27 protein-coding genes and 2 pseudogenes are annotated in these 26877 nt (G+C 40.7%); 22 read left to right on the forward strand and 7 right to left on the reverse strand.

What is annotated here, in order from left to right; genetic code table 11:
* Positions 1–388: 388 nt before the first annotated feature.
* The 5 genes from LI074_RS03085 (at position 389) to LI074_RS03105 (ending at position 5754) form a co-directional block, all read left to right on the forward strand.
* The gene (locus LI074_RS03085) at positions 389–628 is read left to right on the forward strand and encodes a DUF6061 family protein (protein WP_006859036.1); all 240 of its coding nucleotides are present in this window, start codon (positions 389–391) and stop codon (positions 626–628) included.
* Positions 629–877: 249 nt separating this feature from the next.
* The gene (locus LI074_RS03090; protein ID WP_198411024.1) at positions 878–1567 is read left to right on the forward strand and encodes a response regulator transcription factor; all 690 of its coding nucleotides are present in this window, start codon (positions 878–880) and stop codon (positions 1565–1567) included.
* Entirely contained in the window at positions 1564–2595 is a 1032-nt protein-coding gene (locus LI074_RS03095) for a sensor histidine kinase (RefSeq protein ID WP_006859034.1), read from the forward strand. Before LI074_RS03090 ends, LI074_RS03095 begins: the two co-directional genes overlap by 4 nt.
* Positions 2596–2746: 151 nt before the next feature.
* The gene (locus LI074_RS03100) at positions 2747–3412 is read left to right on the forward strand and encodes an ABC transporter ATP-binding protein (protein ID WP_006859033.1); all 666 of its coding nucleotides are present in this window, start codon (positions 2747–2749) and stop codon (positions 3410–3412) included.
* 14 nt (positions 3413–3426) lie between these two features.
* Positions 3427–5754 carry an ABC transporter permease gene (locus LI074_RS03105; protein ID WP_118177424.1) on the forward strand — a complete coding sequence of 776 codons (2328 nt, stop codon included), beginning with the start codon at positions 3427–3429 and terminating at the stop codon, positions 5752–5754.
* Positions 5755–5949: 195 nt separating this feature from the next.
* Here the strand turns inward: LI074_RS03105 and LI074_RS03110 are convergent, their stop codons facing one another.
* From LI074_RS03110 to LI074_RS03130, 5 genes are all read right to left on the reverse strand, one after another.
* Positions 5950–6657, reverse strand: a complete 708-nt coding sequence (locus LI074_RS03110; RefSeq protein ID WP_008394183.1) for a DUF6040 family protein — start codon at positions 6655–6657, stop codon at positions 5950–5952.
* Complete coding sequence (locus LI074_RS03115) at positions 6635–8356, reverse strand: MobA/MobL family protein (protein ID WP_119298419.1); 1722 nt, start codon at positions 8354–8356, stop codon at positions 6635–6637. The genes LI074_RS03110 and LI074_RS03115 overlap by 23 nt, the downstream gene beginning before the upstream one ends.
* Positions 8326–8685: a hypothetical protein gene (locus tag LI074_RS03120; protein ID WP_015515801.1), complete on the reverse strand. Its 360-nt coding sequence runs from the start codon at positions 8683–8685 to the stop codon at positions 8326–8328. The genes LI074_RS03115 and LI074_RS03120 overlap by 31 nt, the downstream gene beginning before the upstream one ends.
* Entirely contained in the window at positions 8685–8999 is a 315-nt protein-coding gene (locus tag LI074_RS03125) for a hypothetical protein (RefSeq protein ID WP_055152287.1), read from the reverse strand. Before LI074_RS03125 ends, LI074_RS03120 begins: the two co-directional genes overlap by 1 nt.
* 140 nt (positions 9000–9139) lie before the next feature.
* The gene (locus LI074_RS03130) at positions 9140–9370 is read right to left on the reverse strand and encodes a helix-turn-helix domain-containing protein (protein WP_008704241.1); all 231 of its coding nucleotides are present in this window, start codon (positions 9368–9370) and stop codon (positions 9140–9142) included.
* A gap of 171 nt (positions 9371–9541) precedes the next feature.
* Between LI074_RS03130 and LI074_RS03135 the strand changes: the two genes are divergently transcribed.
* The 7 genes and pseudogenes from LI074_RS03135 (at position 9542) to LI074_RS03165 (ending at position 15789) form a co-directional block, all read left to right on the forward strand.
* The gene (locus LI074_RS03135; protein ID WP_009265518.1) at positions 9542–10171 is read left to right on the forward strand and encodes a helix-turn-helix domain-containing protein; all 630 of its coding nucleotides are present in this window, start codon (positions 9542–9544) and stop codon (positions 10169–10171) included.
* Between the two features lie 86 nt (positions 10172–10257).
* The gene (locus tag LI074_RS03140; RefSeq protein WP_009265517.1) at positions 10258–11553 is read left to right on the forward strand and encodes a tyrosine-type recombinase/integrase; all 1296 of its coding nucleotides are present in this window, start codon (positions 10258–10260) and stop codon (positions 11551–11553) included.
* Between the two features lie 243 nt (positions 11554–11796).
* Positions 11797–12234: a radical SAM mobile pair system MarR family transcriptional regulator gene (locus LI074_RS03145; RefSeq protein WP_055058001.1), complete on the forward strand. Its 438-nt coding sequence runs from the start codon at positions 11797–11799 to the stop codon at positions 12232–12234.
* Complete coding sequence (locus LI074_RS03150) at positions 12231–12920, forward strand: radical SAM mobile pair protein A (RefSeq protein ID WP_120062780.1); 690 nt, start codon at positions 12231–12233, stop codon at positions 12918–12920. Before LI074_RS03145 ends, LI074_RS03150 begins: the two co-directional genes overlap by 4 nt.
* Entirely contained in the window at positions 12908–13816 is a 909-nt protein-coding gene (locus LI074_RS03155; protein WP_055156457.1) for a radical SAM mobile pair protein B, read from the forward strand. The genes LI074_RS03150 and LI074_RS03155 overlap by 13 nt, the downstream gene beginning before the upstream one ends.
* 132 nt (positions 13817–13948) lie before the next feature.
* Positions 13949–14809: pseudogene (locus tag LI074_RS03160) on the forward strand (ABC-three component system middle component 6); the annotation flags it as partial.
* 428 nt (positions 14810–15237) lie between these two features.
* Positions 15238–15789 carry a prolyl-tRNA synthetase associated domain-containing protein gene (locus tag LI074_RS03165; RefSeq protein ID WP_118568899.1) on the forward strand — a complete coding sequence of 184 codons (552 nt, stop codon included), beginning with the start codon at positions 15238–15240 and terminating at the stop codon, positions 15787–15789.
* 389 nt (positions 15790–16178) lie between these two features.
* Here LI074_RS03165 and LI074_RS17720 read toward each other — a convergent pair.
* Positions 16179–16364: pseudogene (locus tag LI074_RS17720) on the reverse strand (small, acid-soluble spore protein, alpha/beta type); the annotation flags it as partial.
* Between the two features lie 289 nt (positions 16365–16653).
* On the opposite strand from LI074_RS17720, the gene LI074_RS03175 reads away from it, so the two are divergent.
* The 4 genes from LI074_RS03175 (at position 16654) to LI074_RS03190 (ending at position 18909) form a co-directional block, all read left to right on the forward strand.
* Positions 16654–17049, forward strand: coding sequence for a methylglyoxal synthase (locus LI074_RS03175; protein WP_008702973.1), 396 nt, complete (start codon positions 16654–16656; stop codon positions 17047–17049).
* Positions 17046–17597 carry a 16S rRNA (guanine(966)-N(2))-methyltransferase RsmD gene (gene rsmD, locus LI074_RS03180; protein ID WP_020993877.1) on the forward strand — a complete coding sequence of 184 codons (552 nt, stop codon included), beginning with the start codon at positions 17046–17048 and terminating at the stop codon, positions 17595–17597. Before LI074_RS03175 ends, rsmD begins: the two co-directional genes overlap by 4 nt.
* 126 nt (positions 17598–17723) lie before the next feature.
* On the forward strand, positions 17724–18218 hold the full coding sequence (gene coaD, locus LI074_RS03185; protein ID WP_008702978.1) for a pantetheine-phosphate adenylyltransferase: 495 nt from the start codon (positions 17724–17726) through the stop codon (positions 18216–18218).
* A gap of 58 nt (positions 18219–18276) precedes the next feature.
* Positions 18277–18909 carry a hypothetical protein gene (locus LI074_RS03190; protein ID WP_008702979.1) on the forward strand — a complete coding sequence of 211 codons (633 nt, stop codon included), beginning with the start codon at positions 18277–18279 and terminating at the stop codon, positions 18907–18909.
* Between the two features lie 108 nt (positions 18910–19017).
* Here LI074_RS03190 and LI074_RS03195 read toward each other — a convergent pair whose 3' ends face one another.
* Complete coding sequence (locus tag LI074_RS03195; protein WP_008702980.1) at positions 19018–19944, reverse strand: hypothetical protein; 927 nt, start codon at positions 19942–19944, stop codon at positions 19018–19020.
* 169 nt (positions 19945–20113) lie between these two features.
* On the opposite strand from LI074_RS03195, the gene LI074_RS03200 reads away from it, so the two are divergent.
* From LI074_RS03200 to lepB, 6 genes are all read left to right on the forward strand, one after another.
* Entirely contained in the window at positions 20114–21565 is a 1452-nt protein-coding gene (locus tag LI074_RS03200; RefSeq protein WP_055058008.1) for an aminoacyl-histidine dipeptidase, read from the forward strand.
* Positions 21566–21763: 198 nt separating this feature from the next.
* Positions 21764–22576, forward strand: a complete 813-nt coding sequence (locus LI074_RS03205) for a GTP pyrophosphokinase (protein ID WP_025576989.1) — start codon at positions 21764–21766, stop codon at positions 22574–22576.
* 102 nt (positions 22577–22678) lie between these two features.
* Positions 22679–24634, forward strand: a complete 1956-nt coding sequence (locus tag LI074_RS03210; RefSeq protein WP_118339407.1) for a YgiQ family radical SAM protein — start codon at positions 22679–22681, stop codon at positions 24632–24634.
* Complete coding sequence (locus LI074_RS03215; protein WP_008702984.1) at positions 24631–25284, forward strand: hypothetical protein; 654 nt, start codon at positions 24631–24633, stop codon at positions 25282–25284. The genes LI074_RS03210 and LI074_RS03215 overlap by 4 nt, the downstream gene beginning before the upstream one ends.
* 81 nt (positions 25285–25365) lie before the next feature.
* A complete protein-coding gene (locus LI074_RS03220) occupies positions 25366–26391 on the forward strand; it encodes an RluA family pseudouridine synthase (RefSeq protein WP_120062354.1) in 1026 nt (341 codons plus the stop codon).
* Positions 26315–26875, forward strand: a complete 561-nt coding sequence (gene lepB, locus LI074_RS03225) for a signal peptidase I (RefSeq protein ID WP_008702987.1) — start codon at positions 26315–26317, stop codon at positions 26873–26875. The genes LI074_RS03220 and lepB overlap by 77 nt, the downstream gene beginning before the upstream one ends.
* Positions 26876–26877: the final 2 nt, after the last annotated feature.

The raw sequence follows: 26877 nt of genomic DNA on the forward strand, positions 1-26877 counted from the left end.
CCAATTGTTAATTCACTTGCTGACTTTGGTAACTACTATAAATCAATTATTGAACAGAATTAAGGACGTTAGTATTTGAAAAGCTTGAACAATTCCAGTTGATATTTCACATATTTTAGGAAATTTAATAACTGTTATATTTGATTATCAAATTCTTCGCAAACCCTTGAAAATACTAAGTTTGTAGCAAGTGAACTTTCCCTTACTCTTTCCCTTGTGTTACATTTTCCCATTGCTTTTCATGAACCTTAATATGGGAAAAATTAAGGGAAAGAAAATTTCATAACACAATATAACATATAACAATAACGACATGGTGAACTGATTGAAATGTTTTCGATATTTAACTCTGTAACTGATTATCAAAAGAAAATGGAGATAAGATACGATGAGAACAATTTATGCAGAATATAATATAAACCACGATAGTATTGATGTTTACACAAGTGCTGGATATATGCTTCGCATTGATTGCTGGGAAGCTGAAAAAAATTTAAAAACCACATATGGATCAGAATGTGCGCTTACTTCATTGGCTGTGGATGAGCCTTTGGAATATGCAAGATTATATCTTGATGGCAATTTACAGATGTGGGTGGATACAGAAGATTCATTAGAACTTTATTAAGCAAGAAGTGAGATAGTGTTGTAGGGAGTTTCCTGTAGTTAAAGATACCACACCCGATATGATGAACCCACGCTTATACACTACCAGCTATGATAAAAGAAAGGACAGCAATTTGACACTGCTGTCCTTTCTTTTATAAAATTGCAGTACACAGAAAAAAGCTGTAAAATGAAAAATATATTTGTCCTTGTAACAATTCTCGGACATTTGCCTGTTATACTATCTGCAAAAAGAAAAGGAAGTGATAATATGAAGCATATTTTAATTGTCGAAGATGATAATCTTTTGAATAAAACGCTTACTTATAATTTGGAATTGGACGGTTACACAATAATTTCTGTTCTGAATGCAAGGACAGCCGCTGAATCATTAAAAACAAACATTTTTGATTTGGTATTGCTGGATATAAATTTACCAGACGGAAATGGTTATGACCTATGCCGTCTTATCAAGCCAGAGCATCCTGATACAGTAGTTATATTTCTAACTGCCAACGATCAGGAAAGCAATCAGATACGGGGATATGAAGCTGGTGCAGTGGATTATATCACGAAACCTTTTTCGATTAGTGCTTTGCAGCGAAAAATCAAAGCCATGTTCGCTATGTTGGAGCATCACAAACCAGCTAAGGATATTTACGAGGATGGTAGCTTGTTTCTGGATTTTTCGGAACAATTTGCAAGTTTGAACGGGAAACCATTAGCACTTTCTGCGATGGAATATAAAATGTTGAACCTATTTCTTAAAAATCCGAAGCAGGTACTTACTCGCCAACAATTTTTAGAAAAACTGTGGGATGTTGATGAAAAATATGTAGATGAACATACCCTTACTACTTCTATCAGCCGTATTCGCAGTAAGATTGAAGCGGATGGCGACACATATATCAAAACGGTTTATGGTATGGGGTATCAATGGACAGGAGGCGAAAAGAAATGAATCTGAATAACCTTTCTGCTAAGAAAATTTGTAGACTGGTTAGTGCTGGCATGGTTTTCTCTATGCTGGTAATTACCGGTATTTTCGGCGGTATAATGCAGGATATACGAATTTTTATAGTGGGTGGAACATTGACACTCTGTGCGTTTTTCTGGATTTGGCTATTGGTGCTGATTTTTGGAAAACGCCTTTCTCATTTTACTTCTAATTTGTGCCGGACGCTGGACAACATGATTGATGGAAACGAGGAATTACAAAAGTCAAATGATAGTGAAACTCTTTTTGCCCGTATCAACCACCGCTTAATTCGGTTGTATGAGATTATGCAGAAAAACCGGCACAAGGTAGACATGGAACGACAGGAGCTTCAAATGCTGATTTCTGATATTTCACATCAAGTTAAAACGCCTGTCAGCAATTTGCAAATGGTAACGGACACACTTTTAACAAAGCCTGTTTCAGAAGAAGAACGGATGGACTTTTTACAAGGCATACGTAGTCAGACTGATAAACTGGATTTTCTGTTCCAAGCACTGGTTAAAACGTCCCGGTTGGAAACCGGAGCAATACGATTAGAAAAGAAAGACAGCAGCTTATTCCATACGCTTGCACAAGCCATGAGCAGTATTGTATATGCCGCAGAGAAAAAAGAAATTGCTGTATCCGTGGATTGCCCGGAAAATTTGATAATCTCCCATGACAGCAAGTGGACAAGCGAAGCCCTTTTCAATCTGCTGGACAATGCAGTAAAATACACTCCGTCAGGTGGAAAGATTTCTGTATCAGTGGTTCAGTGGGAAATGTACGTAGAGGTCAAAGTGACCGACACCGGCAAGGGCATTTCAGAAAGCAATCAGGCTGCCATCTTCCGGCGCTTCTATCGTGAGGAAGAAGTACACGATCAACAGGGTGTGGGAATAGGTTTGTATTTGGCTCGTGAGATTGTAACAAGGCAAGGGGGCTATATCAAGGTTGTTTCAGAGCTGAGGCAAGGCTCAGAATTTTCTATTATGCTTCCTGTAAGGTAAGATATAACCACTTTTTTTGAAATGTCCGAGCGTTGTAACATTTCACTCTGATTTTCGATAAAAATTTTTTCTATCTCGGACATTTGTGTAACATTTGTGGTTTACAATGGCTTTATCAACAGATAGAAAGCCTTGAAAGGAGCATTTGAATATGAGCATTTTACAAACAATCGACTTAAAGAAGTATTACGGCACAGAACCAAATATTACTCGTGCCCTTAATGGTGTAAATTTTACTGTGGAACAGGGAGAATTTGTTGCCGTAGTTGGAACTTCCGGCAGCGGTAAGTCTACATTGCTTCACATGATGGGAGGACTTGATACCCCCACTTCCGGCAGCGTGATTGTACGGGGAGAAGAACTCGCAAAAAAGAATGATGATGAATTGACAATTTTCCGCCGTCGTAACATCGGATTTATCTTCCAAAATTATAATCTGGTTCCGATTTTGAATGTATATGAAAATATCGTCCTGCCTGTGGAACTGGATGGCGATACAGTAGACCAGAAATTTATGGACGAAGTTGTGTATATGTTGGCTTTAGAAGATAAACTGGAAAATATGCCGAACAATCTTTCAGGCGGTCAACAGCAACGTGTAGCGATTGCACGAGCTTTAATTACGAAGCCTGCGATTATCCTTGCTGATGAACCGACCGGAAATCTTGATAGCAAGACCAGTGCAGATGTGTTAGGGCTTTTGAAGCATACCAGCGGAGAATTTAATCAGACCATTGTAATGATTACTCACAACAACGAGATCGCTCAACTCGCAGACCGCATTGTACGGATTGAAGATGGTAAAATTGTTGGCTAAAGGAGGTGGGAATTATGAATTATCCTTTTGAAAATGATACCAGTGCAGTAATTAAAAAATTAGCACGAAAAAGTGTGCGTTTTGATAAGAAGAAAAACTTATTTTGCCTTTCGGCAATTATTGTAGCCGTTGCTATGATAATGATGTCGTTGCTCACAGTGCAAAATATCATTTATCAAAATCAGAAAGAAATCGAAGGATTACATCAAGGGATTTTCTTTGACATTACGCAGGACAGTAAAGAAAAGTTGTTAGCAAACGAAGAAGTAAAAAGTGTAGGACTTTCCTGTAATATCAAAACAGTGAAAGAAAATTCTAAAGAACTGTCTCTGATTTATTATGATGATGACATGCTTAGTTTGATTCCTGCCTTTGACGGAAAATATCCAGAGAAAGCAAGTGAAATTGCTGTTACAGATGCCTTTTTTGCCAGTGAAAATAAGTCTCCGGAAATCAACGCCATAGTTCAGTTGAATCTGGATGGTACTTTGAAGAATTATACTATTGTTGGTATTTATCATGATAAAACTTCTAACGCTTATCCTGTTTTTGTTTCACTTGAAAAATGCCGGGAATTACGTGGAAATAACCTGCTTAATGGATATGTTTGGCTTGAAAATGCAGATACCCTTACAAAAGACGAAGCAACAGAAATATTATCTCAAATTTCAGAGGAGACTGGACTGAATAATTGGACAGTCAGCAGTTACTATGATTATGTAAATACAACTTTGTCCTTCAGTAATTATGCGGTATATGGTGTAGTTGCTGCCATTTTGTTTTTAGCTGCCGCACTTGTAATTTACAGCATTTTCTATATTTCGGTTGGACAAAAAGTTGCTGAGTTCGGACAGCTTCGGACAATAGGGGCAAGTAAAAAGCAAATTTATAAAATAGTTCTTAAACAGGGTTATATGCTTGCAGTTCCGGGGATTTTAATTGGTAGTATCATGGGAACGATCATCAGCTATTGTCTGCAATCAAAAGGCTGGTCAGTATTTGCATTTATTGTTTCTCTATGTGGCGCATGCCTTTTTGGAATACTGCTTGTTTATATTAGTGTTCGTAAACCAGCAAAAATTGCAGCGAATACTTCTCCAATTTCCGCCCTGAAAAATCCAGTGGGAATTGTAAATTACCGCACTCACAAAAGACATCGTATTACGCCTGTATATTTAGCGAAAATCAGCTTTTCCAGAAACAGAAAAAAATCTCTATTGACCATTTTATCATTGGGACTGTGCGGAGTTATATTTTTCCTTGCAGCAAGTTATCAGAGTTCTTTTAATGCCGAGAGTATGGCTCGTTATTGGGATATGAAGTACGGAGATTTCAAAATCAGCATTGATTTAGAAAACGAAAGTGAAAATTTGGATGCTCTCTTGCAGAAAGAATATTTTTCTGATTATGTAAAGCGTGTTGGAGATATAGAGGGAGTTAGCAATATATTTACTTATGCTACCGTACCAGTTGATTTCTCAACAGACAATGATATTTCAGATAGCACCTTGATGCTCGGCTATAATGAAAAGGATTTGGCGTCGCTAAATGCAGCGGTTTTGTCTGGAAATATTACTGATGATACAGAATTAGTTGTAAGTGATCCCGAACGTATTTATGATGTTTACCATTGGAAACCTCAAATTGGGGATACTGTGACCTTTAATTTCAAAAATCATAGTGGTAAAACAATAACAAAAGCATTCAAAATTGGTGCAATCACTTCCAGCAATGATGGAATGGGTGGCTATATTTTCAGAATGCCGGAAAATATGCTCAAAGAACTTGCAGGTTATGACTGTACATACGCAATCGAAATACAAGCAGAAGCTGAATATCAGGAGATAATCGAGCAAGAACTCAAATTACTCGTTTCTGACAATAGGGATGTTCGCTTACAAACCCTTCAAGATTTTATTGTAGAACACCAATCAGACAATCGTGCAGGTTTTACATTAGCTTATGCGATTGCAGCCATCTTGTGGATATTTGCGGTCATCAATCAAATCAATCTTACTGTGACAAATCTTTTATCACAGAAACAGGAAATGGGCACACTAAAATCTATTGGTATGACAAATAAGCAGTTGAAGCAAGCATTTATGATGGAAGGTCTTTTTACTACTTTGATTGCATTGCTTATAACTGCTGTTGTTGGAATCCCCGGCGGATATGCAATCGGTATATTTTTGAAAAATGCAGGCATGTCTACGGGATTTGTATTTCCGGTTGTTGCTTTTACTCTTTTTGCTGTTGCTATGTTTATGCTTGAAAGTTTGATGACAATATTGCTTATTCATTCATGGAAGAAGCAATCTGTTATTGCAATAATGCGAAATTGATGATAGAAAGCTTTTCATATCTCGGTCAGCTCCACAATTACATTACTCTGCTGATACAGCCAGTCCGTAAATTCTTTCGGGCTGGCTGTTCCTGTTTTTACAGCCTTTTTTCTCTGTAATACTTCTTTTCATACAGTAAATTTTCACTAGGCTGGTATGGAGTAATTTTACTGTCTATACAGTAAGTTGAAAATACTAATATGGTCTTTTTTCTAACCAAACTTTAAGATAACATCTAATTCCAACATATGCGCCCTGCGAAAGTACGAAAAGCAATAGAAGATTTACTGACAGTACTTTTTTGATTGATTCTCCAAAATAAATGACAATAGCAACACTTGTCAGTATCATTAGTAGAGTAATAACATCCCAACAGTTTTTCTTATATAATTCTATAACCTTTATTTCTATCAGTATCGCCAGCATCCCTGTTCCTGCCATACATATTCCTACAATCAATATTAGCAATAACCAATATACCATTCCGGCTATAAAAGCATTTGGAATTTTTGTACTAATCTGTGCCGCAGAATGCCCGGCATCAATCGTCCATCCGACAAAGGTTTGTATGAATGATGCTAAATCATTGAAGAATGATTTACAATCGACAAGGAACATATCTGACTGTACTGCTTGAAAAAGAGTGGTTGTCAACGAATACCATGCAAGAAGGAACAAGGTTGTTTGGAACATTACCGTTTTTGCTTTATACTGTCCTGCAAGTCGCTCTTTTTGTGTTTCGTATTTTGCTTTTGCATTCTGATAGGCTGTCCGGTTACAGGCTTCACATTTTTCATAGAGTACCGGCTTTTCTACCGGTATTTCTACGATTTTCTGATGTGTCCGGGCATAATCCCGTTCCTGTGTTAAATAGCATATTTTATCTTGACATTCCTCTATCATGACGTTTGCGCTTCGCAACTTCTCTTTCTCGATCCGCAATGCTCTGTCTGCCAGCTTCAAGTCGTTCTTTAATGCTTGAATATTCCCGGCTCTGTTCTCTTTGTTTAATTTCTCGTTCAAGGTCAGAGATTCGCTGAGCTGCGTCTTCAGTTCCACGATAAGCTGTTCTTTCTGTTCTAGTTCTTCTTGTATCTCCTCGGTCAAGAGCAGAAGTTCTTCCAACTGTTCGGCGTTCTTTGATTCTCTGGATTCGTTCATCTATATCACGTCCTTTCTCTATCTGCTGTTCCAGTTCAGCAATTCGGTGTTCTGTTTCAGTAATAAACTGTTTTCGCTGTTCAGCTTCTGTGCCAATTTCTGCCATTGCTGATTTTCGTTTTCCAAAAGCTCTATCTTCGTTTTCTGTTCTTCCATCTTGGAAAGCAGTTCCTCGGTATTTGGCAAAATGTTGAGCAGCTCGGATAACTCGTTGTTTAATTTTTGTAATTTCTGATTCTGTTTTTGCATAAGAGAGAGTTGAGTGTCCCGGTTCTGCATTTCCAGAATCATTTCTGCCATTAGGTTCTGCTGTTCTTCGATTTGACCAATCATGGATTCCATTAAGGGTATAATTTCCCGGCTTTCTTCTAATGTCATTTAATCGCTCCTTCCATAATGATAATGCACCCGATACTTTCCCAAAGGTGTTTAGTATCTTTTGCAATAACGTGTTTTGTTGTTTTATGATTTGATTTTCCGCTACTTTCCACGAGACTTTTATTTCCTGCCCGGCAAAAAACTTTTGTTCAATCTTTCTTGCGTCAGCTCCTTCATGGATGGTAGGAATCTGGAGTTTTCCCTGCTTTTCATAAGAACGATGATCAACTTGATTATGCAAAGGCAGATGTTCATTACATACCTTTGCCCATTCACTCCGCCACAGTTCACAATTTTTTGGATTGTTCCATCCAGTAGCATCGGTCAGCACCCGTTTCCATTGCAGGCGGTTTCTTGCTCCAATCTTCTGAATTCCGTTTTCGTCTAATACAGGGATACGGATTCCATGACGGTCAGGGTTTTTCTTATCCTGCCACCAGTTCGGATGGGATTCATCAATCACGATATTTCCGTTTTTATCTCTGACAAAATCCCAATCCTTGACTTCTTTCTTTCCCCAAGAATGATCCGGGTTAAAAGGACGCATAGTTAGAAGCAGATGGACATGGGGGTTGCCATCCCCTTTGTCGTGGATACTCCAATCAGCGCACATTCCTCTATCTACAAAAGTTTTTTGGATATAGTCGGTTGTATATTGAATTTGTTCCTGTCTGCTCCATTCTTTGGGGAGGGCAAATTCAAATGACCTGCCAAGTTGGGCATCTGCATTTTTTTCAATCTTCAATACCTCATTCCATAACCTCTGTTTCTGAAATGTGATTTTGAATTTTTTTAAAGCAGCTTCTTTATCTTCTGACCTTTTGTATCGGACAGATTTTTGAAAGCGTTTTATATTTTCTTCTGGTACTATCTGCCATTCAGGAGGTGCGTTTTCGCACATCATCAGCCGGGTGTAGACCACTTCTTTTTTAGAAGTGTAATAACTGATTCTCCCTGTTTCCTCGTTTTTCATCACATCCCCATTGAGATATGCGGAAGCGGAGATAACAGATTTCCCTTTACTTCGTCCGACTATTTTGATTGTGTAATGAAAAATCGCCATGTCTGGATTCCTCCTTTCTGACGTATCCGGCATAGATTTCCGGCAACATTGCTTTCAGTTTTAGAAAAAGCAGCATTGCCGGAACTCCCTCTGCGTAAGAGTGCCCTGCGCATAGCAGCCTGCATGGAATGCGCCTCTCTGGCGAAGAGTGCCTCCTGCGGCATGAGCAGGTCTGGCTGAAAGCCCCGCCGACGGAACGAGCCCGGCAAGCGTGAGCGCAGACCGGTTGACACTTGTGGCAAACTTATTGGGACGACCTCTGGTTGTCCATAAGTGCGCCCTTCATGAAAAAGCAATGAAGGGAATGAAAAACTCATCCCCTCTGCCATTACACTTCCTCCATATCGGTATTGGTTTCTTTCTGCATTGCTTTTGAGAAAAATCTCCCATTGGCTTCCTGCCTTTTCAGAAAAACAATCAGCTTTGGGATGTCTTCTTCCTCAATAGGAGCACCAAGAACGGATTCCACCGCACCGCCAATCTGACAGAGCCTATGGGTTCGTTTTTTACTTTCCTCGGTTTTCTTTCGTTTCAGAAGTTCTTTCTTCTGTGCTGCATATCGTTTTGCTTTTTCAAGGCTTTCCTGTTCCTTTTTTTCCATTTCAAGCATTCGTTCTTCATAACTTTTTGTTGATTTTGCCATTATTACATTCTCCTTTCTTTTGCAAACATAAGTTCTCGGTTGCGTATCAGAAGAAGCACATGGTATAATCTTCTTGCGTGTAGGTATATCATGGCTTTGGTCTGATAGAACCTTTGGCGGTTTCTTTGGAAGCCGCCTTTTTAATTTGCCACAGTTCTTGTTACAGCTTTTACATTTCCTCTATCCCTCAAATCACGACCTTCATTAGCTTCCATAAACATTTCCAGAATATCGGTTTTAATCAGGACTTTGCGACCAACCTTTAATACTGGAAGTTTCTTCCATTCTACAAGCTGTCTTAAGGTGTTTCTGCCGATTCCCGTATAGTCAGCAGCTTCTTCGATGGATAATGCAATTTTTCTTTGCGTCATATAATCACCTCCTTACAAATTGCATTATGCAATTCTTGTGATGTAAGTATATCCTTTTCACATCTTTTTGTCAAGCGTTACGAAATGTCAAAAATAAACTTTATATTGCATATTGCAATTTCAGAAAAACAATGCTATAATTCATACATACCGAAAAAGGAGGCAGTCAGCATGAAAGATAAAGAATTACGCAAGCTGATAGGGAGCAGAGTAAAACAGCGCCGTCTGGAATTGAATCTGACACAGCCTTATGTCGCAGAAAAGATGGGTGTTACCGCTTCTACAATCCTGCGTTATGAGAATGGTTCGATTGACAATACGAAAAAAATGGTGTTGGAAGGTCTTTCGGAAGCACTCCATGTATCTGTGGAATGGCTCAAAGGGGAAACAGATGAATATGAAACCGATATTACGGATAAGAGAGAATTACAGATTCGTGATGCGATGGGAGATATTCTGGAACAGTTACCACTTGCCCTTACCAAAGAAGAAGATGCTTTTTCAAAAGATTTATTACTGCTGATGTTAAAACAATATGGTCTGTTTTTGGATTCCTTTCAGTTCGCCTGCAAAAACTTTAAGGGGAATGATGGTCAGACGGATATTGCCAAAACAATAGGGTTTGAATCGAATGATGAATATAATGAGATTATGTTCTTAAGGGAAATCACTCACACCATCAATGCTTTTAATGAGATGGCAGACATCGTAAGGCTCTATTCCAAGAAACCCAAAACAGCAGAGCAAAGGCTTGCAAATCTTTTATCAGAAGTCTTATACGAAGATTCCGAATCGGTATAGTAAGACAGCCGGAGTTATGATATACTTACACGCACGAAGCATTTCATCAGTTCCGATTGTCTAATATCGAAAGGAGACATACGATTATGGCAAAAGGATCTGTAAGAAAAAAAGGAAAGAAATGGTACTACCGCTTCTATGTAGAGGACGCAAGCGGCAATCTTGTTCAGAAAGAATGCGTTGGAACAGAAAGCAAAAGTGAAACTGAAAAACTGCTCCGTCAGGCAATGGATGATTATGAGAAAAAGAAATTTGTTGCCAAAGCGGAAAATCTCACAGTCGGACAACTTTTGGATGTGTGGGCAGAGGAGGAATTAAAAACAGGTACGCTCAGCAATGGTACTGTGGAGAATTACCTCGGAACAATCCGAAATATTAAGAAACATCCGCTGGCAGAACGGAAATTAAAAAATGTAACCTCTGAGCATTTGCAATCCTTTTTTGATTTGCTTTCCTTCGGGGGAGTTCATCCCGACGGAAAAGAGAGAAAGGGTTACAGCAAAGATTACATCCATTCTTTTTCCGCAGTCATGCAGCAGTCCTTCCGCTTTGCAGTATTTCCAAAACAGTATATTACGTTTAATCCCATGCAGTATATTAAACTGCGGTATCAGACGGATGAAGTTGATTTGTTTTCAGACGAGGACATGGACGGAAATATCCAACCAATTTCACGAGAAGATTATGAAAGATTGCTTGCTTATCTGAAAAAAAAGAACCCAGCCGCAATACTTCCAATCCAGATAGCCTATTATGCCGGGCTTCGTATTGGAGAAGCCTGCGGTTTGGCGTGGCAGGACGTAAATCTGGAAGAACAATGCCTTACCATAAGACGTAGCATCCGATACGATGGCTCAAAGCGCAAATATATCATCGGACCAACCAAGCGGAAAAAAGTGAGGATTGTTGATTTTGGAGATACGCTGGTAGAGATTTTCCGTAATGCCCGGAAAGAGCAGTTAAAAAATCGAATGCAGTACGGAGAACTTTATCACACGAACTACTACAAAGCGGTCAAAGAGAAAAACAGAGTGTACTACGAATATTATTGCTTAGACAGAACAGAGGAAGTCCCGGCAGATTATAAAGAAATTTCTTTCGTCTGTTTAAGACCGGATGGTTGTCTGGAACTTCCAACTACTTTGGGGACTGTTTGCAGAAAGGTGGCAAAAACATTAGAGGGATTTGAAGGCTTTCATTTCCACCAGTTACGTCACACCTATACAAGCAACCTTTTAGCAAATGGAGCTGCCCCAAAAGATGTGCAGGAACTGTTAGGACACTCAGATGTAAGTACCACAATGAATGTCTATGCTCACTCCACAAGAGATGCTAAACGAAAATCAGTTAGGCTTCTTGATAAAGTGGTAGGCAATGATTAAAAAAATTCCCTTATTTCCCTTGTGATTATCTCATAAGGGTAAAAATAAGGGAAACTACATATCATTTCACTAATGGACAGGCGGGAAAGCCTATAAAATGGGGAAAGTTAGAGAGATAATTATATAAATTCCAGTTTGGAGAATTGAAAAAAAACGGAATTTACCTATTAAGACATATAAACTGTTGACAATAAAGCTCCTATATAGTATGTTTTTAATAAACTACTATATAGGAGCTTTTGTATGGAAATGAATGGAGGATTTCTTGTTACCAAAATAAAACAGCTTGGAGACCGGATTTTCGAGAAGATTCTCAGTGAAAAGAATATTGATGCGTTTAATGGAGCCCAGGGGCGTATTCTTTATGTGCTGTGGCAGAAGGATGGTATTTCAATCAAGTCACTCTCGACTAAATGCGGATTAGCGATAACATCTCTTACTACGATGCTGGAAAGAATGGAAAATCAAGGGCTGATAAGCCGTGTTCAGTCTGAAACGGACAAAAGGAAAACGCTCCTGTTTCTGACTGAGAAAGCACATGCCTTAAAGGGCGAGTACGATTCTGTATCTGATGAGATGGGCAGTATTTACTACAAAGGTTTTTCAGAGGAAGAAATTATCCGGTTTGAGGAATGCCTCGACCGCATCAGAAAGAATCTTGAGGAGTGGCAGAAGTCATGAGTATTTGTATCAAAGATCAGATTCAGAACATGAATATCGTCATTGGCTGCACAGTGGGGTGTACATATTGCTATGCCCGCAACAACGTGAAACGCTGGCATATGATTGATGATTTCGCTGACCCTGAATTCTTTCCGGGTAAGCTCAAGATGATGGAAAAGAAACGTCCGCAGAACTTTCTTCTTACCGGCATGAGCGATCTCTCTGGATGGAAGCCGGAATGGAGAGACGAGGTATTTGCAAAGATCCGTGAAAATCCACAGCATCAGTTCCTGTTCCTTACCAAGCGACCTGATTTGCTGGATTTTGATACCGATCTGGAAAACGCATGGTTTGGCGTTACGGTGACGAGGAAAGCAGAACGGTGGCGTATCGACGCCCTTCGGAAAAATGTCAGAGCAAAACATTACCATGTTACCTTTGAGCCGTTATTCGATGATCCCGGCACAGTTGACCTTTCCGGAATCAATTGGATCGTTGTCGGCACCATGACCGGAGCTCAGAGCAGGAAGATTCATACGGAGCCGGAATGGGCACGGTCTCTGACGGACCAGGCACATAAGCTCGGCATTCCGGTGTTTATGAAGGAAGATCTTGTCCCTATCATAGGGGATGAAAATATGATTCAGGAAATGCCGGAAGAATTTAATAAAGTGTTAGAGGTACAGAAATCATGGAAGAAGTAATAAATGGAATCCTCATTCGTGAGGTGGAAACAAAGAACATCATGACTAAGTCCAGTCTACCGGTAGGCGGTTACTCGGTCAATCCCTATGTGGGCTGTACACATGCCTGCAAGTATTGCTATGCTTCTTTTATGAAGCGCTTTACCGGGCACAAGGAGGAATGGGGCACTTTCCTTGATGTGAAGCATTGGCCGGAAATTAAAAATCCGAAGAAATATGTCGGACAGCGGGTGGTCATCGGTTCTGTGACAGATGGCTACAATCCACAGGAGGAGCAATTCGGGAATACCAGAAAACTTCTGGAGCAGCTGATCGGCAGTGACGCAGATATTCTGATCTGCACAAAGTCGGATCTTGTGGTACGGGATATTGATCTGTTGAAGAAGCTTGGACGTGTAACCGTTTCATGGTCGATCAACACACTAGATGAAAATTTCAAGAACGATATGGATTCTGCTTCGAGCATTGAGCACCGTATCGCTGCTATGAAGCAGGTATATGAGGCAGGTATCCGTACAGTCTGTTTCGTATCCCCGGTATTCCCCGGTATCACGAATTTTGAAGCAATCTTTGAGCGGGTAAAGGATCAGTGCGATCTGTTCTGGCTCGAAAATCTCAATCTTCGAGGCGGTTTCAAAAAGACAATTATGGATTATATCGCCGGAAAATATCCTGATCTTGTACCACTTTACGACGAGATCTATAACAAGCATAACCGCAGCTACTTTGAAGCACTTGAAGTAAAAGCTGAGAAAATGGCTAAGAAGTATGATTGTGCCTTTGTGGATAATGAAATGCCTTATGGCAGAGTCCCGCAGGGGCATCCGGTGATCGTAGATTATTTCTATCATGAGGAAATCCGTGGGACAGAGAATACCGGAAAAAGAAATCGCTAACTTCCAGTTTGCCGAACTGGCGAAATACAGAAAACAGCATAAGAATAATCAACAGGCAGGTAGTCTTATAACGAGACTGTCTGCCTTCTTTTATGCCTGCAAGTGCCATTTCTCAAGGGGTGTTCAAATGAACTCTTTGAACAGAGTCATACATGGGATGAACTGATACAGCATTTTGTGGATTCCTATGTTATGGAAACAGATAAGAAGGCGGTATCCGCTTTTTATGACCGTGATTATATTGCAGAAAGGCTGAAGGGGCTGGAAACTGAATTGTCTTTAGAGTGTCGAATCACTCTGAATGGAGAAGAACGATGGGTTCGCAATGTGATCATACGTGGAGAGATAGAGGATTCAGAATATGCCATGATTTTCTTGCGTGATATCACAGAGGCAAAGGTAGAGAGCGCACGGCATCTGCAGATGGCAGCAGATAATGCTTCCATGGAGCAGCTGATTCAGAGTATCGTACGTCTGGTTGACCGCTTTGTTGTCTGTGATCTGGAAAATGACAGATATGAGTCCTACAACCTGAATGGACAGATGATATATAAACCTCTGGGCTTTTATCATGATTTTCAGATGCAGGTTCTTGAAAGGTATAAGACACTGGAACCACTGGAAGCTATAGATATCCTGATAGCCCCGGATAATATTCGGAAAAAACTGAAAAGTGAAAATGATATTTATAAGTTTGAATATTGCAGCCTGGATGAAAAGACTTATAAAATCGCTTCTTATATTCCCTTGGAATGGAAGAATGGAAAGCTGGAAAAGGTATTGCTGGCATCCATGGATGTGACACAGGAGAAGAAAGCAGAGATTGAATCCCGTCAGGCATTGAAAGAGGCTTACCGGTCCGCAGAAAATGCAAATCGTGCGAAAACAGAATTCCTTTCCAATATGTCCCATGTTTTGTTATGTTTAGATTGGTTGTATCTTATAGATGCGGCAGAGGTCGATAAGAAAGGGTGCATAAACTTATGTATATGAACTACTACGGCTATTGAATAGCCGATTTTGTTAAACTCTTTGATATCCGGCAGTTCCATTGCTGTGAGTACCGTTTTATCCCCATGGAGGCTTTCTATGTAAGTATCTACAGCATTGTGGATAGGATGGGGGAATAATCCATATCAGGATGCAGGGATGCTGGCAGTAGATGCAGTTGGATGAGATGTTGTTTCAGCGGATATATAGCGGGTACTGATGGGTACTATGGAGCATCACATGATATTCCTGCTGCGGATAGACCGGTTGGTATCATAAGGTGGGGAGAGCTGGAGTGTTGGTGATCTATTCCGCGGAAGTGGTAGAACGTACAGGATACTAGAAAAATATTCTGGATATTTGCTCTTCTGTTGACATTCCGCTTACAAAAGGATTACACTTTGATAAATGAAAAAAAGGAGAGTTATGAAATGAAATTACAAAAGGGAAGACCCGAAAATACAGATAACCGTCTGAACAAAGAAATCCGCGTCTATGATTTCTTAGACAAGCTAGGTATTCAATATCAGCGTATTGACCATGAGGCTGCTATGACTATGGAAGCCTGCGAAGAAATTGACCACGCCCTTGGCGACAACACCACGATCTGCAAAAATCTGTTCCTGTGCAATCGTCAGGAGACGGATTTTTATCTTCTTCTGATGCCTGGCGATAAACCGTTTAAGACAAAAGATCTCTCTGCGCAGATCCATTCCGCCAGATTATCTTTTGCCAAACCGGAATATATGGAGAAATATCTTGATATCACCCCTGGATCCGTCAGTGTATTGGGACTGATGAATGATTCTGAGAAGAAAGTACAGCTTCTTATTGATGAAGATGTCATGAAGGAGCCATACTTCGGCTGTCATCCCTGTATTAATACCTCGAGTCTCAAATTCACAACTGAAGATCTGATGCAGAAAATTATTCCAGCACTGGAGCATGAGCCTGTCACAGTGACTCTGCCGGTTCCGGAATAAGGAAAATACATAACCAAAGACACAAGAAAGCCCTCAGCTATAGATTTTGTCTATATCTGAGGGCTTTCTGAATATGGACTATTTTAAAATGCCATAATCCTGCATGAATTCCTGCTATCCTTGATACTCCAATCGCATTAGACTCACGCACTGCGTCCAGACGATTACATATGATCACTCTGGGACAGCGAACACCAAGTTCCGGTTCCGGAAATGTCGGAGAATCTTATCATAAGACCGGCCGAGAATAAAGGCTATAATACAATTATTTCGGGGGTTATATGTCTCGGGATAGTGGTGCGTAAACAGTAACAAATACCTGGGAATGTTGTTCTGTAGTTGACAATGACTCTGGGAATGATATAAAATATAGAATTGAAATTCAGCGGTTGTTCTGATACTATTTTCTTGACCATATAACCTCCGACAGAACCATTCTGTTTAGAAGTCAGGTTACCGTTGTACCCGTCTGTAAGCGGTACGCCTAATTCATTTGCAACCTCGAATTTGAAACGGTCTAACGCACCTTTTGCTTCCGGTACAGCTGTCTGGTTAGAAGATTTTGTGTTTGACATATCAATTTCCTCCTTGGTTGTTGTTTTCTTTTGAAAGTGTTTTTGTGTTGCAATGCTAGTATATGAAGATGCAGAAATAATACACTGGAAGTTTTCGCATGGACAGGAAGAGCATGGAAACAGGAAAACTTGCATGATGACTGTAAGAAAAATATTAATAAATTATGAATTATGTATATTTTTTAAGTTTTAATTGCGTTTTATTTAGTGCTTTGTTATAATTACAGTTAGGATTGTGGATAAAAGATAAAATCCGCAAAATAAATAGGAGAAACGGAGAGGAGAAACTATGAACTTAGGTATAATCGCACATAACAGTAAAAAAGTACTGATAGAAGATTTCTGCATCGCTTATAAGAATATACTTGCCAAACATGAGGTCTATGCCACAGGTACAACCGGACGGAGAATAGAAGAAGCGACAAGCCTTCATGTGCATAAATTCCTTGCCGGCAGTATTGGTGGAGACAAGCAGTTTATGGAGATGGTAGAGCGTCAGGATCTTGATATGGTCATTCTGTTCTACAATCCGGTCATGATCGATCCTAAAGAACCGGATATCACAAGCATCGTGAGAAGATGCGACCAGTACAATATTCCTGTAGCGACAAATATTGCCACAGCAGAACTTCTTATTTTAGGGCTTGCAAGAGGAGACCTGGATTGGAGACTGAATCTGAAATGAGAGTGATCGCAGGTAAAGCCAGAAGGCTTAATTTGAAAACAATTCCGGGGATAGACACAAGACCTACTACTGACAGAATCAAAGAAACATTATTTAATATACTTCAGCCGGAGCTTTTGGAATGCCGTTTCCTGGATCTTTTTTCCGGAAGTGGCGGGATCGGAATCGAAGCTCTGAGCAGAGGGGCTTCTTATGCAGTGTTTGTGGAGAAGAATCCAAAAGCTGCTGCATGCATCAGAGAAAATCTTGCATTTACAAAACTGGCAGAAGATGGTAAACTGCTGAACATGGACGTGTTGCAGGCATTGCGTTCCCTTGAGGGAAAAGGTGTTTTTGACATTATTTTTATGGATCCCCCATATAATAATGAACTGGAAAGACAGGTGCTGGAATATCTGAAAGACAGCACAGTTGCAGATAAGAATACACTTATTATTGTGGAAGCGGATCTTCAGACGGATTTCAGTTATGTGGAATCTCTCGGTTACAGGCAGCTGCGTTCGAAAGAGTATAAAACAAATAAGCATGTATTTTTAGAACGTGCATAATTAACTATAATAATTTCAGAATGAATACATTGCTTCCTGAAATTATCATAAGATTGCTGCCTGCAGGCAGCATTCGTGTTGTTATGCATATGTGTATGTGCCAGAGGAAAGAGAGAGTAAAAATAAATGAAAATAGCAGTATATCCCGGCAGCTTTGATCCGGCTACCTATGGACATCTTGATGTGATCCGGAGAGCAGCAGTTTCTTTTGACAAAGTGATAGTGGGCGTTTTACATAATTCTTCAAAAAGTCCGTTGTTTTCTGTGCAGGAACGTGTTAATATATTAGAAAAGGCGACTCGGGACGTTCCTAATGTCGAGGTAAAACCATTTGAGGGATTGTCTGTGAATTTTGCCAGAGAGAATCACGCTCAGGTGATCATACGTGGACTTCGTGCAGTTACAGATTTTGAGTATGAGCTCCAGATGGCTCAGACCAATCGTGTACTTGCACCGGATGTAGATACTGTATTTCTGACTACAAGTCTGGAATATGCATACCTGAGTTCTACAATATTGAAGGAAGTTGCACATTTTGGAGGCGACCTGAGTAAGTTTGCACCGGCCGAGATAACGGATGCAGTTATTGAGAAGATTCGTCTTACAGCAGACAACAAATAAGTTATTGTTCACATAGAGCGTACAGTAACAGAAATAGAAAATAAGGAGTGTATATACTATGAGCAGCAGAATTGAACAGATTATCGGTGAGATTGAGGAATATGTGGACAGCTGTAAATTCCAGCCACTGTCAACTACTAAGATTGTGGTAAATAAAGAAGAAATTGAGGAACTTCTGAGAGAACTCCGCCTGAAAACTCCGGATGAGATTAAACGTTATCAGAAGATCATTAACAATAAGGACGCTATCCTTGAGGATGCTCAGACTAAGGCAGATGCACTGATCGCAGATGCGCAGGCAAGAGCACAGGAACTGGTAACACAGCATGAGATTATGCAGAAAGCATATGCACAGGCAAATGATACGATCAATGCAGCTAACAAACAGGCACAGGAGATTCTGGATTCTGCAACACAGGATGCAAACAGCATTCGTCTCAGCGCGATCACCTATACAGATGATATGATGGCCAATATTGGCAGTGTGCTTAATACAACATTAGAGGATGCAGGTGTGAAATACAAAACATTTATTGATTCCCTGCAGAGCTGTCTTGATGTTGTAAACCACAATCGTCAGGAACTTGCACCTCAGACAGCACAGGCTGCAGCAATTACAGGCTCTTATCATGATAATGACGGAGCGAAAGATGATGATGACGATCTGTTAGATGATCTGGGAGAGAACTAAAAATAAATCAGTTATTAAATATAGAAGATGAGAAAACAAGGGGCAGGAAAATTTCCTGCCCTGATTTTGTATAATGAAATGATGACAGTTCCCGGAAAGAATTTATTTTCACAGATAGGAAATCAGACAGTAAAGAATACCTGCTGTAAGGAATGTACAGATACACTTGGAAATAAAATAAGGCAGAATGCTGAGGTCATGGTGGAGAACACCTTTTGTCTGAGCAAGGATGCACAGACCGCCGGATGCGGTGGTTGCAGCGGACAAAAGTATACGAGTCATGTATGGCAGTCCGGAAACTGAAATAAGAGAAAGTCCGGAAGTGATCTCTGTAAATCCGAGCAGCAGGTATTGATAGAGAAGTGGAAAAGGCGCATAATATCTGATACATCCTGCCAGAATGGAGAACAATAGAATATATCCTCCGAGACGTGTAATGGTTTCAAAACCGTTCATTATAGAAAAATCAAGTATATTTTTTCGAGAAGAAATCTCGGGTGAAAATCCTGGGGAATCTGAGATGGTGGCATTTTGGTACACAAAAAAACGAAAGAACAGTATACATATCAGATTTGCTGAAAAAATACTCGCAAAGACCATGCCGGCAGGTACTGTATCCTTAAGACAGGACTTACAGAGATAGGTAATGATAAAGGCAGGGCTTGGATTGTTGCAGAAGGTGGTGAGATAAAGAGCTTCTTTTTTGCTGATTTTATGTAATCCATACAGATCAGAGGCAAGTTTGGCTCCCAGAGGATAACCACACAGCATTCCGAGAACGAAAACATAACCACCCCAGATGCTGACACCCGGAAAAATATGAAAGAATGATTCAAATGGCAGGAGAAGTTTCCGGATATGACCGGTATGTGTAAGCATTCCTGTGAGAATAATAAATGGGAGAAGCGTTGGGATTAATGTATTCAGCCACAGAGTCATTCCGGCTCTGGCACAGGACAGACTTTCAGCAGGATGCAGCAGAAGAAAGACAAGAAGAAAACAAATACCACCGGTGAGTATGGTGTTTTTGGACATACAACAACCTCTTTGCAATTGTTTGCCATTCTTTATAAAATTTATATGGCGCAGAATGAAAATAAATGCTATAGTATTTGGGTAAAATATATCTGGAAAATTTGTCGTATATCGGGAAAACAATGGTATATTATAAGACAAATGTGTGATTTTTGGAGGTAATATAATTATGGCAGTTTTAGAGAATTGTGAACCCAAAAGAGTGTTCCATTATTTTGAGGAGATATGCAAAATTCCTCATGGCTCAGGAAATACAAAGCAGATCAGTGACTATCTGGTTCAGTTTGCAAAGGATCATGATCTGAAATATGTTCAGGATGAGATGAATAATGTGGTTATTTATAAACCGGGCACAGCGGGATACGAGAATGCTCCTGTAGTGATCATTCAGGGACATATGGATATGGTATGTGAGAAACGTCCGGATGTAGAGCATGATTTTACAAAAGACGGATTAAATCTTTCTGTAGAAGGTGACTATGTATCTGCAAACGGAACAACCCTTGGTGGTGATGACGGAATTGCTGTTGCTTATGGCCTTGCACTTCTGGAAAGTGATACAATTGCTCATCCGCCGCTTGAGGTGTTTATTACTGTAGATGAGGAAATCGGTCTTCTGGGTGCAGTTGGATTTGACTGCAGTGTATTAAAAGGAAGAAGATTTATCAATCTGGATTCTGAAGCAGAAGGAAGCCTCTGGATCAGCTGTGCAGGCGGACTTTCCGGAGTCAGCCATATTCCAGTGACAAGACTGGATGCAGAGGGAGAGAAGCTGACAGTTAAGATCAGCGGACTGATGGGCGGTCATTCCGGAGCTGAGATTGATAAGAATCGTGCAAACGCAAATTCTCTTCTCGGAAAATTTCTCCATGGTCTGGATGAGAAAACAGATTTTGAACTGATCAGTGTGCAGGGCGGACAGAAAGATAATGCCATTACAAGGGAGGCTACAGCAGAAATCCTTGTTCTTGAAGAAAATGCAGATGCTGTCAGAGAATATGCGGCTTCTGTGCAGGGAGCATGGAGAGAAGAGTATGCAGGAACTGATGAGGGTATCACAGTAACTGTTGAAGATGAGGGAAAACAGGAAGTAAGGGTTCTTCATCCCACAAGTAAAGAAAAAGTAATTTTCTTCCTTGTAAATGTACCTTATGGTGTTCAGAAAATGAGCGGAACGATCAAAGGACTGGTAGAGACTTCTACGAATATCGGTATTCTGAAGACTTCTGAGAATGAGGTAATGGGAAGTTCCAGTATCAGAAGTTCTGTGGAGACAGCCAGAGATTCCCTTTCTGACAAGATTGCCTATCTGACGGAGTTCCTTGGCGGAGAGTATGAGAGACAGGGCGTTTATCCTGCGTGGGAGTATCGCAAGGATTCACCGCTTCGTGATAAGATGGTGGAAGTATATGAGGAAATGTATGGACAGAAACCGAATGTGGTGGCAATCCATGCAGGACTTGAGTGTGGACTTTTCTATAAGAAGATGGAAGGACTTGACTGTGTGTCTCTGGGACCTGATATGAAGGATATTCATACGTCTGAAGAGGTGCTTAGTATTTCTTCTACAGAGAGAGTCTGGAAGTATCTGGTGAAAGTTCTGGAGGCTCTTAAAGAGTGATGTTGGAAGCATCCCTGTTGCGCTTTGGCGGCAGGGGTGCTTTTTGAATGTTCTATATGTCCGGTGCTTTGCATATACTGTATCAGAATGCGGAACTAGGCATTTCTAAAAAAAACAGAAACTATTCATATTAGCGAGATATTTTTCAAAATCTATGCTATAATAACAAAATGTATGAAATGCAAGGAGCGAGTGAAAATGGAAATACAGTTATGGAGAAGCATTTTGTGCCCGTATGAACTGGCTGTGAGAGAGCTGGAAGTGAAATTCAATCACATTATTGATGAATGTAAAGAGAATGATGTTTACTGCCCGATTGAGCAGGTGGAGGGCAGGGTTAAGAGCGTGAGCAGTATTCTTGAGAAAATGCAGCGCAAGCATATTCCTATGGAGAGAATGGAAGAAGAACTGGAGGATATTGCCGGTGTTCGTATTATCTGCCAGTTTGAGGAGGATATAGAGACGGTTGCTTCCCTGATCCAGAAGAGAAGCGATATGGTTATAAAGAGTGAGAAGAATTATCTGAAGCATATTAAACAGAGTGGTTACAGAAGTTATCATCTGATTATTTATTATACAGTGGATACGATCAAAGGGCCAAAGAAGCTGCAGGCGGAGATACAGATCCGTACAATGGCTATGAACTTCTGGGCGACGATTGAGCATTCCCTGCAATATAAATATAAAGGGGATATGCCGGAGCATGTGGCAGAACGTCTGAGCAAGGCAGCAGATGCCATTAATGCTCTTGACCATGAGATGTCTTCTGTGCGGAATGAGATTATGGATGCACAGAATTCGTCACAGATGCAGTCTAATCTGGTGAAGGATATTCTGATCAACATTGAAAATCTGTACAAGATTGCAAATAAGCGGGAGATTATGAAGATTCAGGATGAGTTCCTGAGAGTATTTAAAACAAAAGATCTTCAGCAGCTGAAGCGGTTCCACAGACAGCTTGATATTATATCCGAAGGATACCGGGCACAGGCAGTGTATCATCATGTCTGATTATTATCCGGAAATGATAATTTGAAAGGTTTGCTGCAGATGTAGAACTGTGTGGCGGATGATCGTATCCGCATGACTATAATACATACGAGGAAAATATAAATGCAGGATTTTTTACCGGTAACAAAGAAAGAAATGAAACAGAGAGGGTGGGAGCAGGTAGATTTTGCCTATATTACAGGTGATGCCTACGTGGACCATCCTTCCTTTGGTACTGCGATCATCAGCAGACTGTTGGAGAGTCGTGGGTATAAAGTGGGGATCATTCCTCAGCCTGACTGGAGAAAGAAGGAGAGTATTCAGGTATTTGGAGAGCCTCGACTGGGATTTCTGGTGTCTGCGGGAAATATGGACTCTATGGTAAATCACTATACAGTCTCTAAAAAGCACAGGCAGAAAGATTCCTATTCACCGGGAGGCCAGATGGGACTTCGTCCTGACCGCGCGGTGATCGTGTACAGCAATCTGATCCGTCAGACTTATAAAAAGACACCCATTATCCTGGGTGGGATTGAAGCCAGCCTGAGACGACTGGCACATTATGATTATTGGGAGAATAAAGTAAAACACAGTGTACTCCTTGATTCCGGGGCAGATATGATTTCCTATGGAATGGGTGAGCATTCGATCATAGAGATTGCAGATGCGCTGGCGAGTGGACTGCCGGTAGAGGAACTTACCTATATTGCAGGAACTGTATTTAAGTGCAGGGATCTGTCGAGAGTTTATGATCCGATTATTCTTCCTTCTTATGAGGAAGTAAAAGTAAACAAGAAGGTTTATGCAGACAGCTTTGCCATTCAGTATCAGAATACAGATCCATTCAGCGCCAGACCAATGGCAGAATCTTATGGGACAAAGGGATATATTATACAGAATCCTCCTGCTCTGCCCCTGACACAGGAGGAAATGGATGATGTATATGCCCTGCCTTATACGGAGAAAGTTCATCCCATGTATGAGAAGCTGGGCGGAATTCCGGCACTGGAAGAAATCAAGTTCAGCCTGACAAGCAACAGAGGGTGCTTTGGCGGCTGTAATTTCTGCGCCCTGACTTTTCATCAGGGAAGAATTCTTCAGACCAGAAGTCATGAGTCTCTGATCGAAGAAGCTACCAGAATGACAAATGATCCTGAGTTCAAGGGTTATATTCACGATGTGGGTGGTCCCACAGCAGATTTCAGACAACCATCTTGTCAGAAACAGCTCACGAAAGGGGTCTGCAAGAATAAGCAGTGCCTGTTTCCCACGCCATGCAAAAACCTGACTGTAGATCATTCGGATTACGTTTCTCTGCTTCGGAAGCTGCGGAAGATCCCGGGAGTGAAGAAGGTATTCATCCGCTCCGGTGTACGCTTTGATTATGTGGTGGCAGACAGGGACAAGACTTTTTTGCGTGAACTGGTGGAACATCACGTAAGTGGGCAGTTGCGTGTGGCACCGGAACATGTGTCTGATCAGGTTCTGAAGTATATGGGAAAACCAAGTCACAGCGTCTATCAGCAGTTTCTTAAGGAATATGATGCGGCAAACAGGCAAACAGGAAAGCAGCAGTATGCTGTCCCGTATTTCATGTCCTCCCATCCGGGATGTACCATGAAAGAGGCAGTAAAACTTGCGGAATATGTCCGGGATCTTGGCTTTACCCCGGAACAGGTACAGGATTTCTATCCAACCCCGTCTACTCTTTCTACCTGTATGTACTATACGGGAATCCATCCTCTTACAGGTGAGAAGGTATATGTGCCGAAGAACCCCCATGAAAAAGCAATACAGAGAGCTTTGATGCAGTACAAGAATCCTGCAAACAGAGAACTGGTGCTGGAAGGCCTCAAAATGACCGGAAGAATGGACCTGGTAGGTTACGGCCCTAAATGTTTGATCCGGCCGCTTCGAGAGAATCATGGAGGCCAACAGCATACTCAGGGCAGCAGTCGGAATGCGAAAAACAGCAGAAATAGCAAAAATAACAAAAACAACAAAAACAGTTCAGCATCTGCAAAGAAGAACACTATCAGAAATATACATAAGAAAAATTCCGGAGGAGGACGTAAGTGACAGAAAAGAAAAACAGAAATAAAAAACAAAGTAAAGCGAAAACATCTTCAAAAGTATCCAAAGGGAACTTCGGATATTTCAGAAGTGAAAAGAGACGCCGCCTGATCATCACTGCAATTCTTTTTGCAGTACCCTTATTCATCTTTTTTACATCCTGGTTCTATTTTAAGACAAGAATGACTGTTTGGACAGTTGTAACTGTAGTTGGCTGTCTTCCGGCATGTAAATCCATGGTGAATCTGATCATGATTTTGAAATGCAGACCAATGGATGCCGGATTATATCAGAAAATCCATGAGCATCAGGGCAGTCTGGATATGGCATATGAACTTTACATGACTTTTTATGAAAAAAGTGCCTATATTGATGCAGCAGCAGTATGTGGAAATACAGTAGTGGCTTACAGCAGTGATCCGAAAATCGATGCATCTTTCATGGAAACCAATTCCCAGAAGATCATCCGTAAAAACGGTTATAAAGTGACGGTGAAAATTTTTACAGATCTCCGTCCGTTCCTGGAACGTCTTGATTCCATGAACGATCACAGAGAAAGTCTGGAAGAAGGAATCAAATTTACCCCGGACGAAAAATATCCGGATCTTTCCAGAAACGAACTGATCCGACAGACCATTCTGGCATTGTGTCTGTAGTCGCCGGAATTCAATTACAAAATATATCTATAGCAATGTGTTATTTCGGAGTTTGATATAATTATACAGGAACAATTAAATATGAAAGAATTTATTATAGAAGAAAATGAAGCGGGCCAGCGCTTTGATAAATATCTGGCCAAGCTTCTCAGAGAAGCACCTAAAAGTTTTTTTTACAAAATGCTCCGCAAAAAGAACATCACTCTAAATGGAAAGAAAGCCACAGGAAACGAAAAACTTCTCAAAGGCGATACCATCAAACTGTTTCTGAGTGATGAAACTTTCGATAAATTTGCAGGAAGCAGTCAGGCAGCAAGAGCATACTGCGAACTGGATATTGTTTACGAGGATCCTGATATCATTATCATCAATAAACCGGCAGGGATGCTTTCACAGCCGGCAGATGACGGGGAACCGTCCCTTGTAGAATACCTGACCGGCTACCTTTTAAAGAAAGGTGACCTTACAGAAGAACAGCTCAAAACCTTCAGACCTTCTGTATGTAACCGACTTGACCGTAATACCAGCGGAATGGTCTGTGCAGGGAAAAGTCTTGCCGGTCTGCAGTTTCTGTCCAGGATATTCCACGACAGAACACTTCACAAATACTATATCTGCCTCACAAAAGGCAAAATAGAAAAACCGGATCATATCAGGGGTTATCTGCACAAAGATAAAAAAACAAACAAAGTAATCGTAAGCAGACAGGAATTCAAAGATTCCCTGCCGATTGAAACGAAATATCGTCCTCTTGGCAGCAACGGAAAAATAACTCTTCTGGAAGTTGAGCTGATCACAGGCCGTACTCACCAGATTCGTGCTCACCTTGCAGGAATAGGATATCCATTGCTTGGAGACACCAAATACGGAGATTCTGAATTTAATAAGCAATACATCCGCCATGGAGTCAGGCATCAGCTTCTCCATGCATACAGGTTAGTAATTCCGGAGACAGACCAGACCTTTGTGGCGCCGGCACCGGAGCTTTTCTGTAAAATCATCAAAGAGGAAAATCTTGAGGAGGCTTATCATGAGAATCTGGAAAGAAATATGGGATTACGCAAAAATGATCATCATAGTAGTAGTGATCGTAACGCTTGTGAATAGCGTAGTACTGATCAATGCCAAAATTCCTTCCGAATCAATGGAAAAAACCATTATGACAGGAGACCGTATTTTCGGATTTCGCCTTGCATATGGACTCAATCTGGATTTCTTCGGACATGAAATATCAAAAAAAATAAAAGATCCGGAACGCTTTGACATTGTTATTTTCAAATACCCGGATGACGAAAGCAAGCTTTTCATCAAACGAGTCATCGGACTTCCGGGAGAAAAAGTACAGATTAAGGACGGCAAAGTCTATATCAATGATTCAGAGATTCCTCTGGATGACAGTTTCGTTCCGGAAAAACCAAGGGGCAGCTTTGGCCCGTATGAAGTTCCCGAAAACAGCTATTTCGTCCTGGGTGATAACCGCAATCATTCCAAAGACTCCCGTTGCTGGAAAAGCACCAGTTTTGTGACCTTTGATGAGATTGTCGGAAAGGCAGTTATCAGGTATTATCCGTCGGTAAAATTATTGAAGTAGAA

Source organism: Blautia sp. MSK18_10 (assembly GCF_020553185.1).
Classification (GTDB): domain Bacteria; phylum Bacillota; class Clostridia; order Lachnospirales; family Lachnospiraceae; genus Blautia_A; species Blautia_A wexlerae.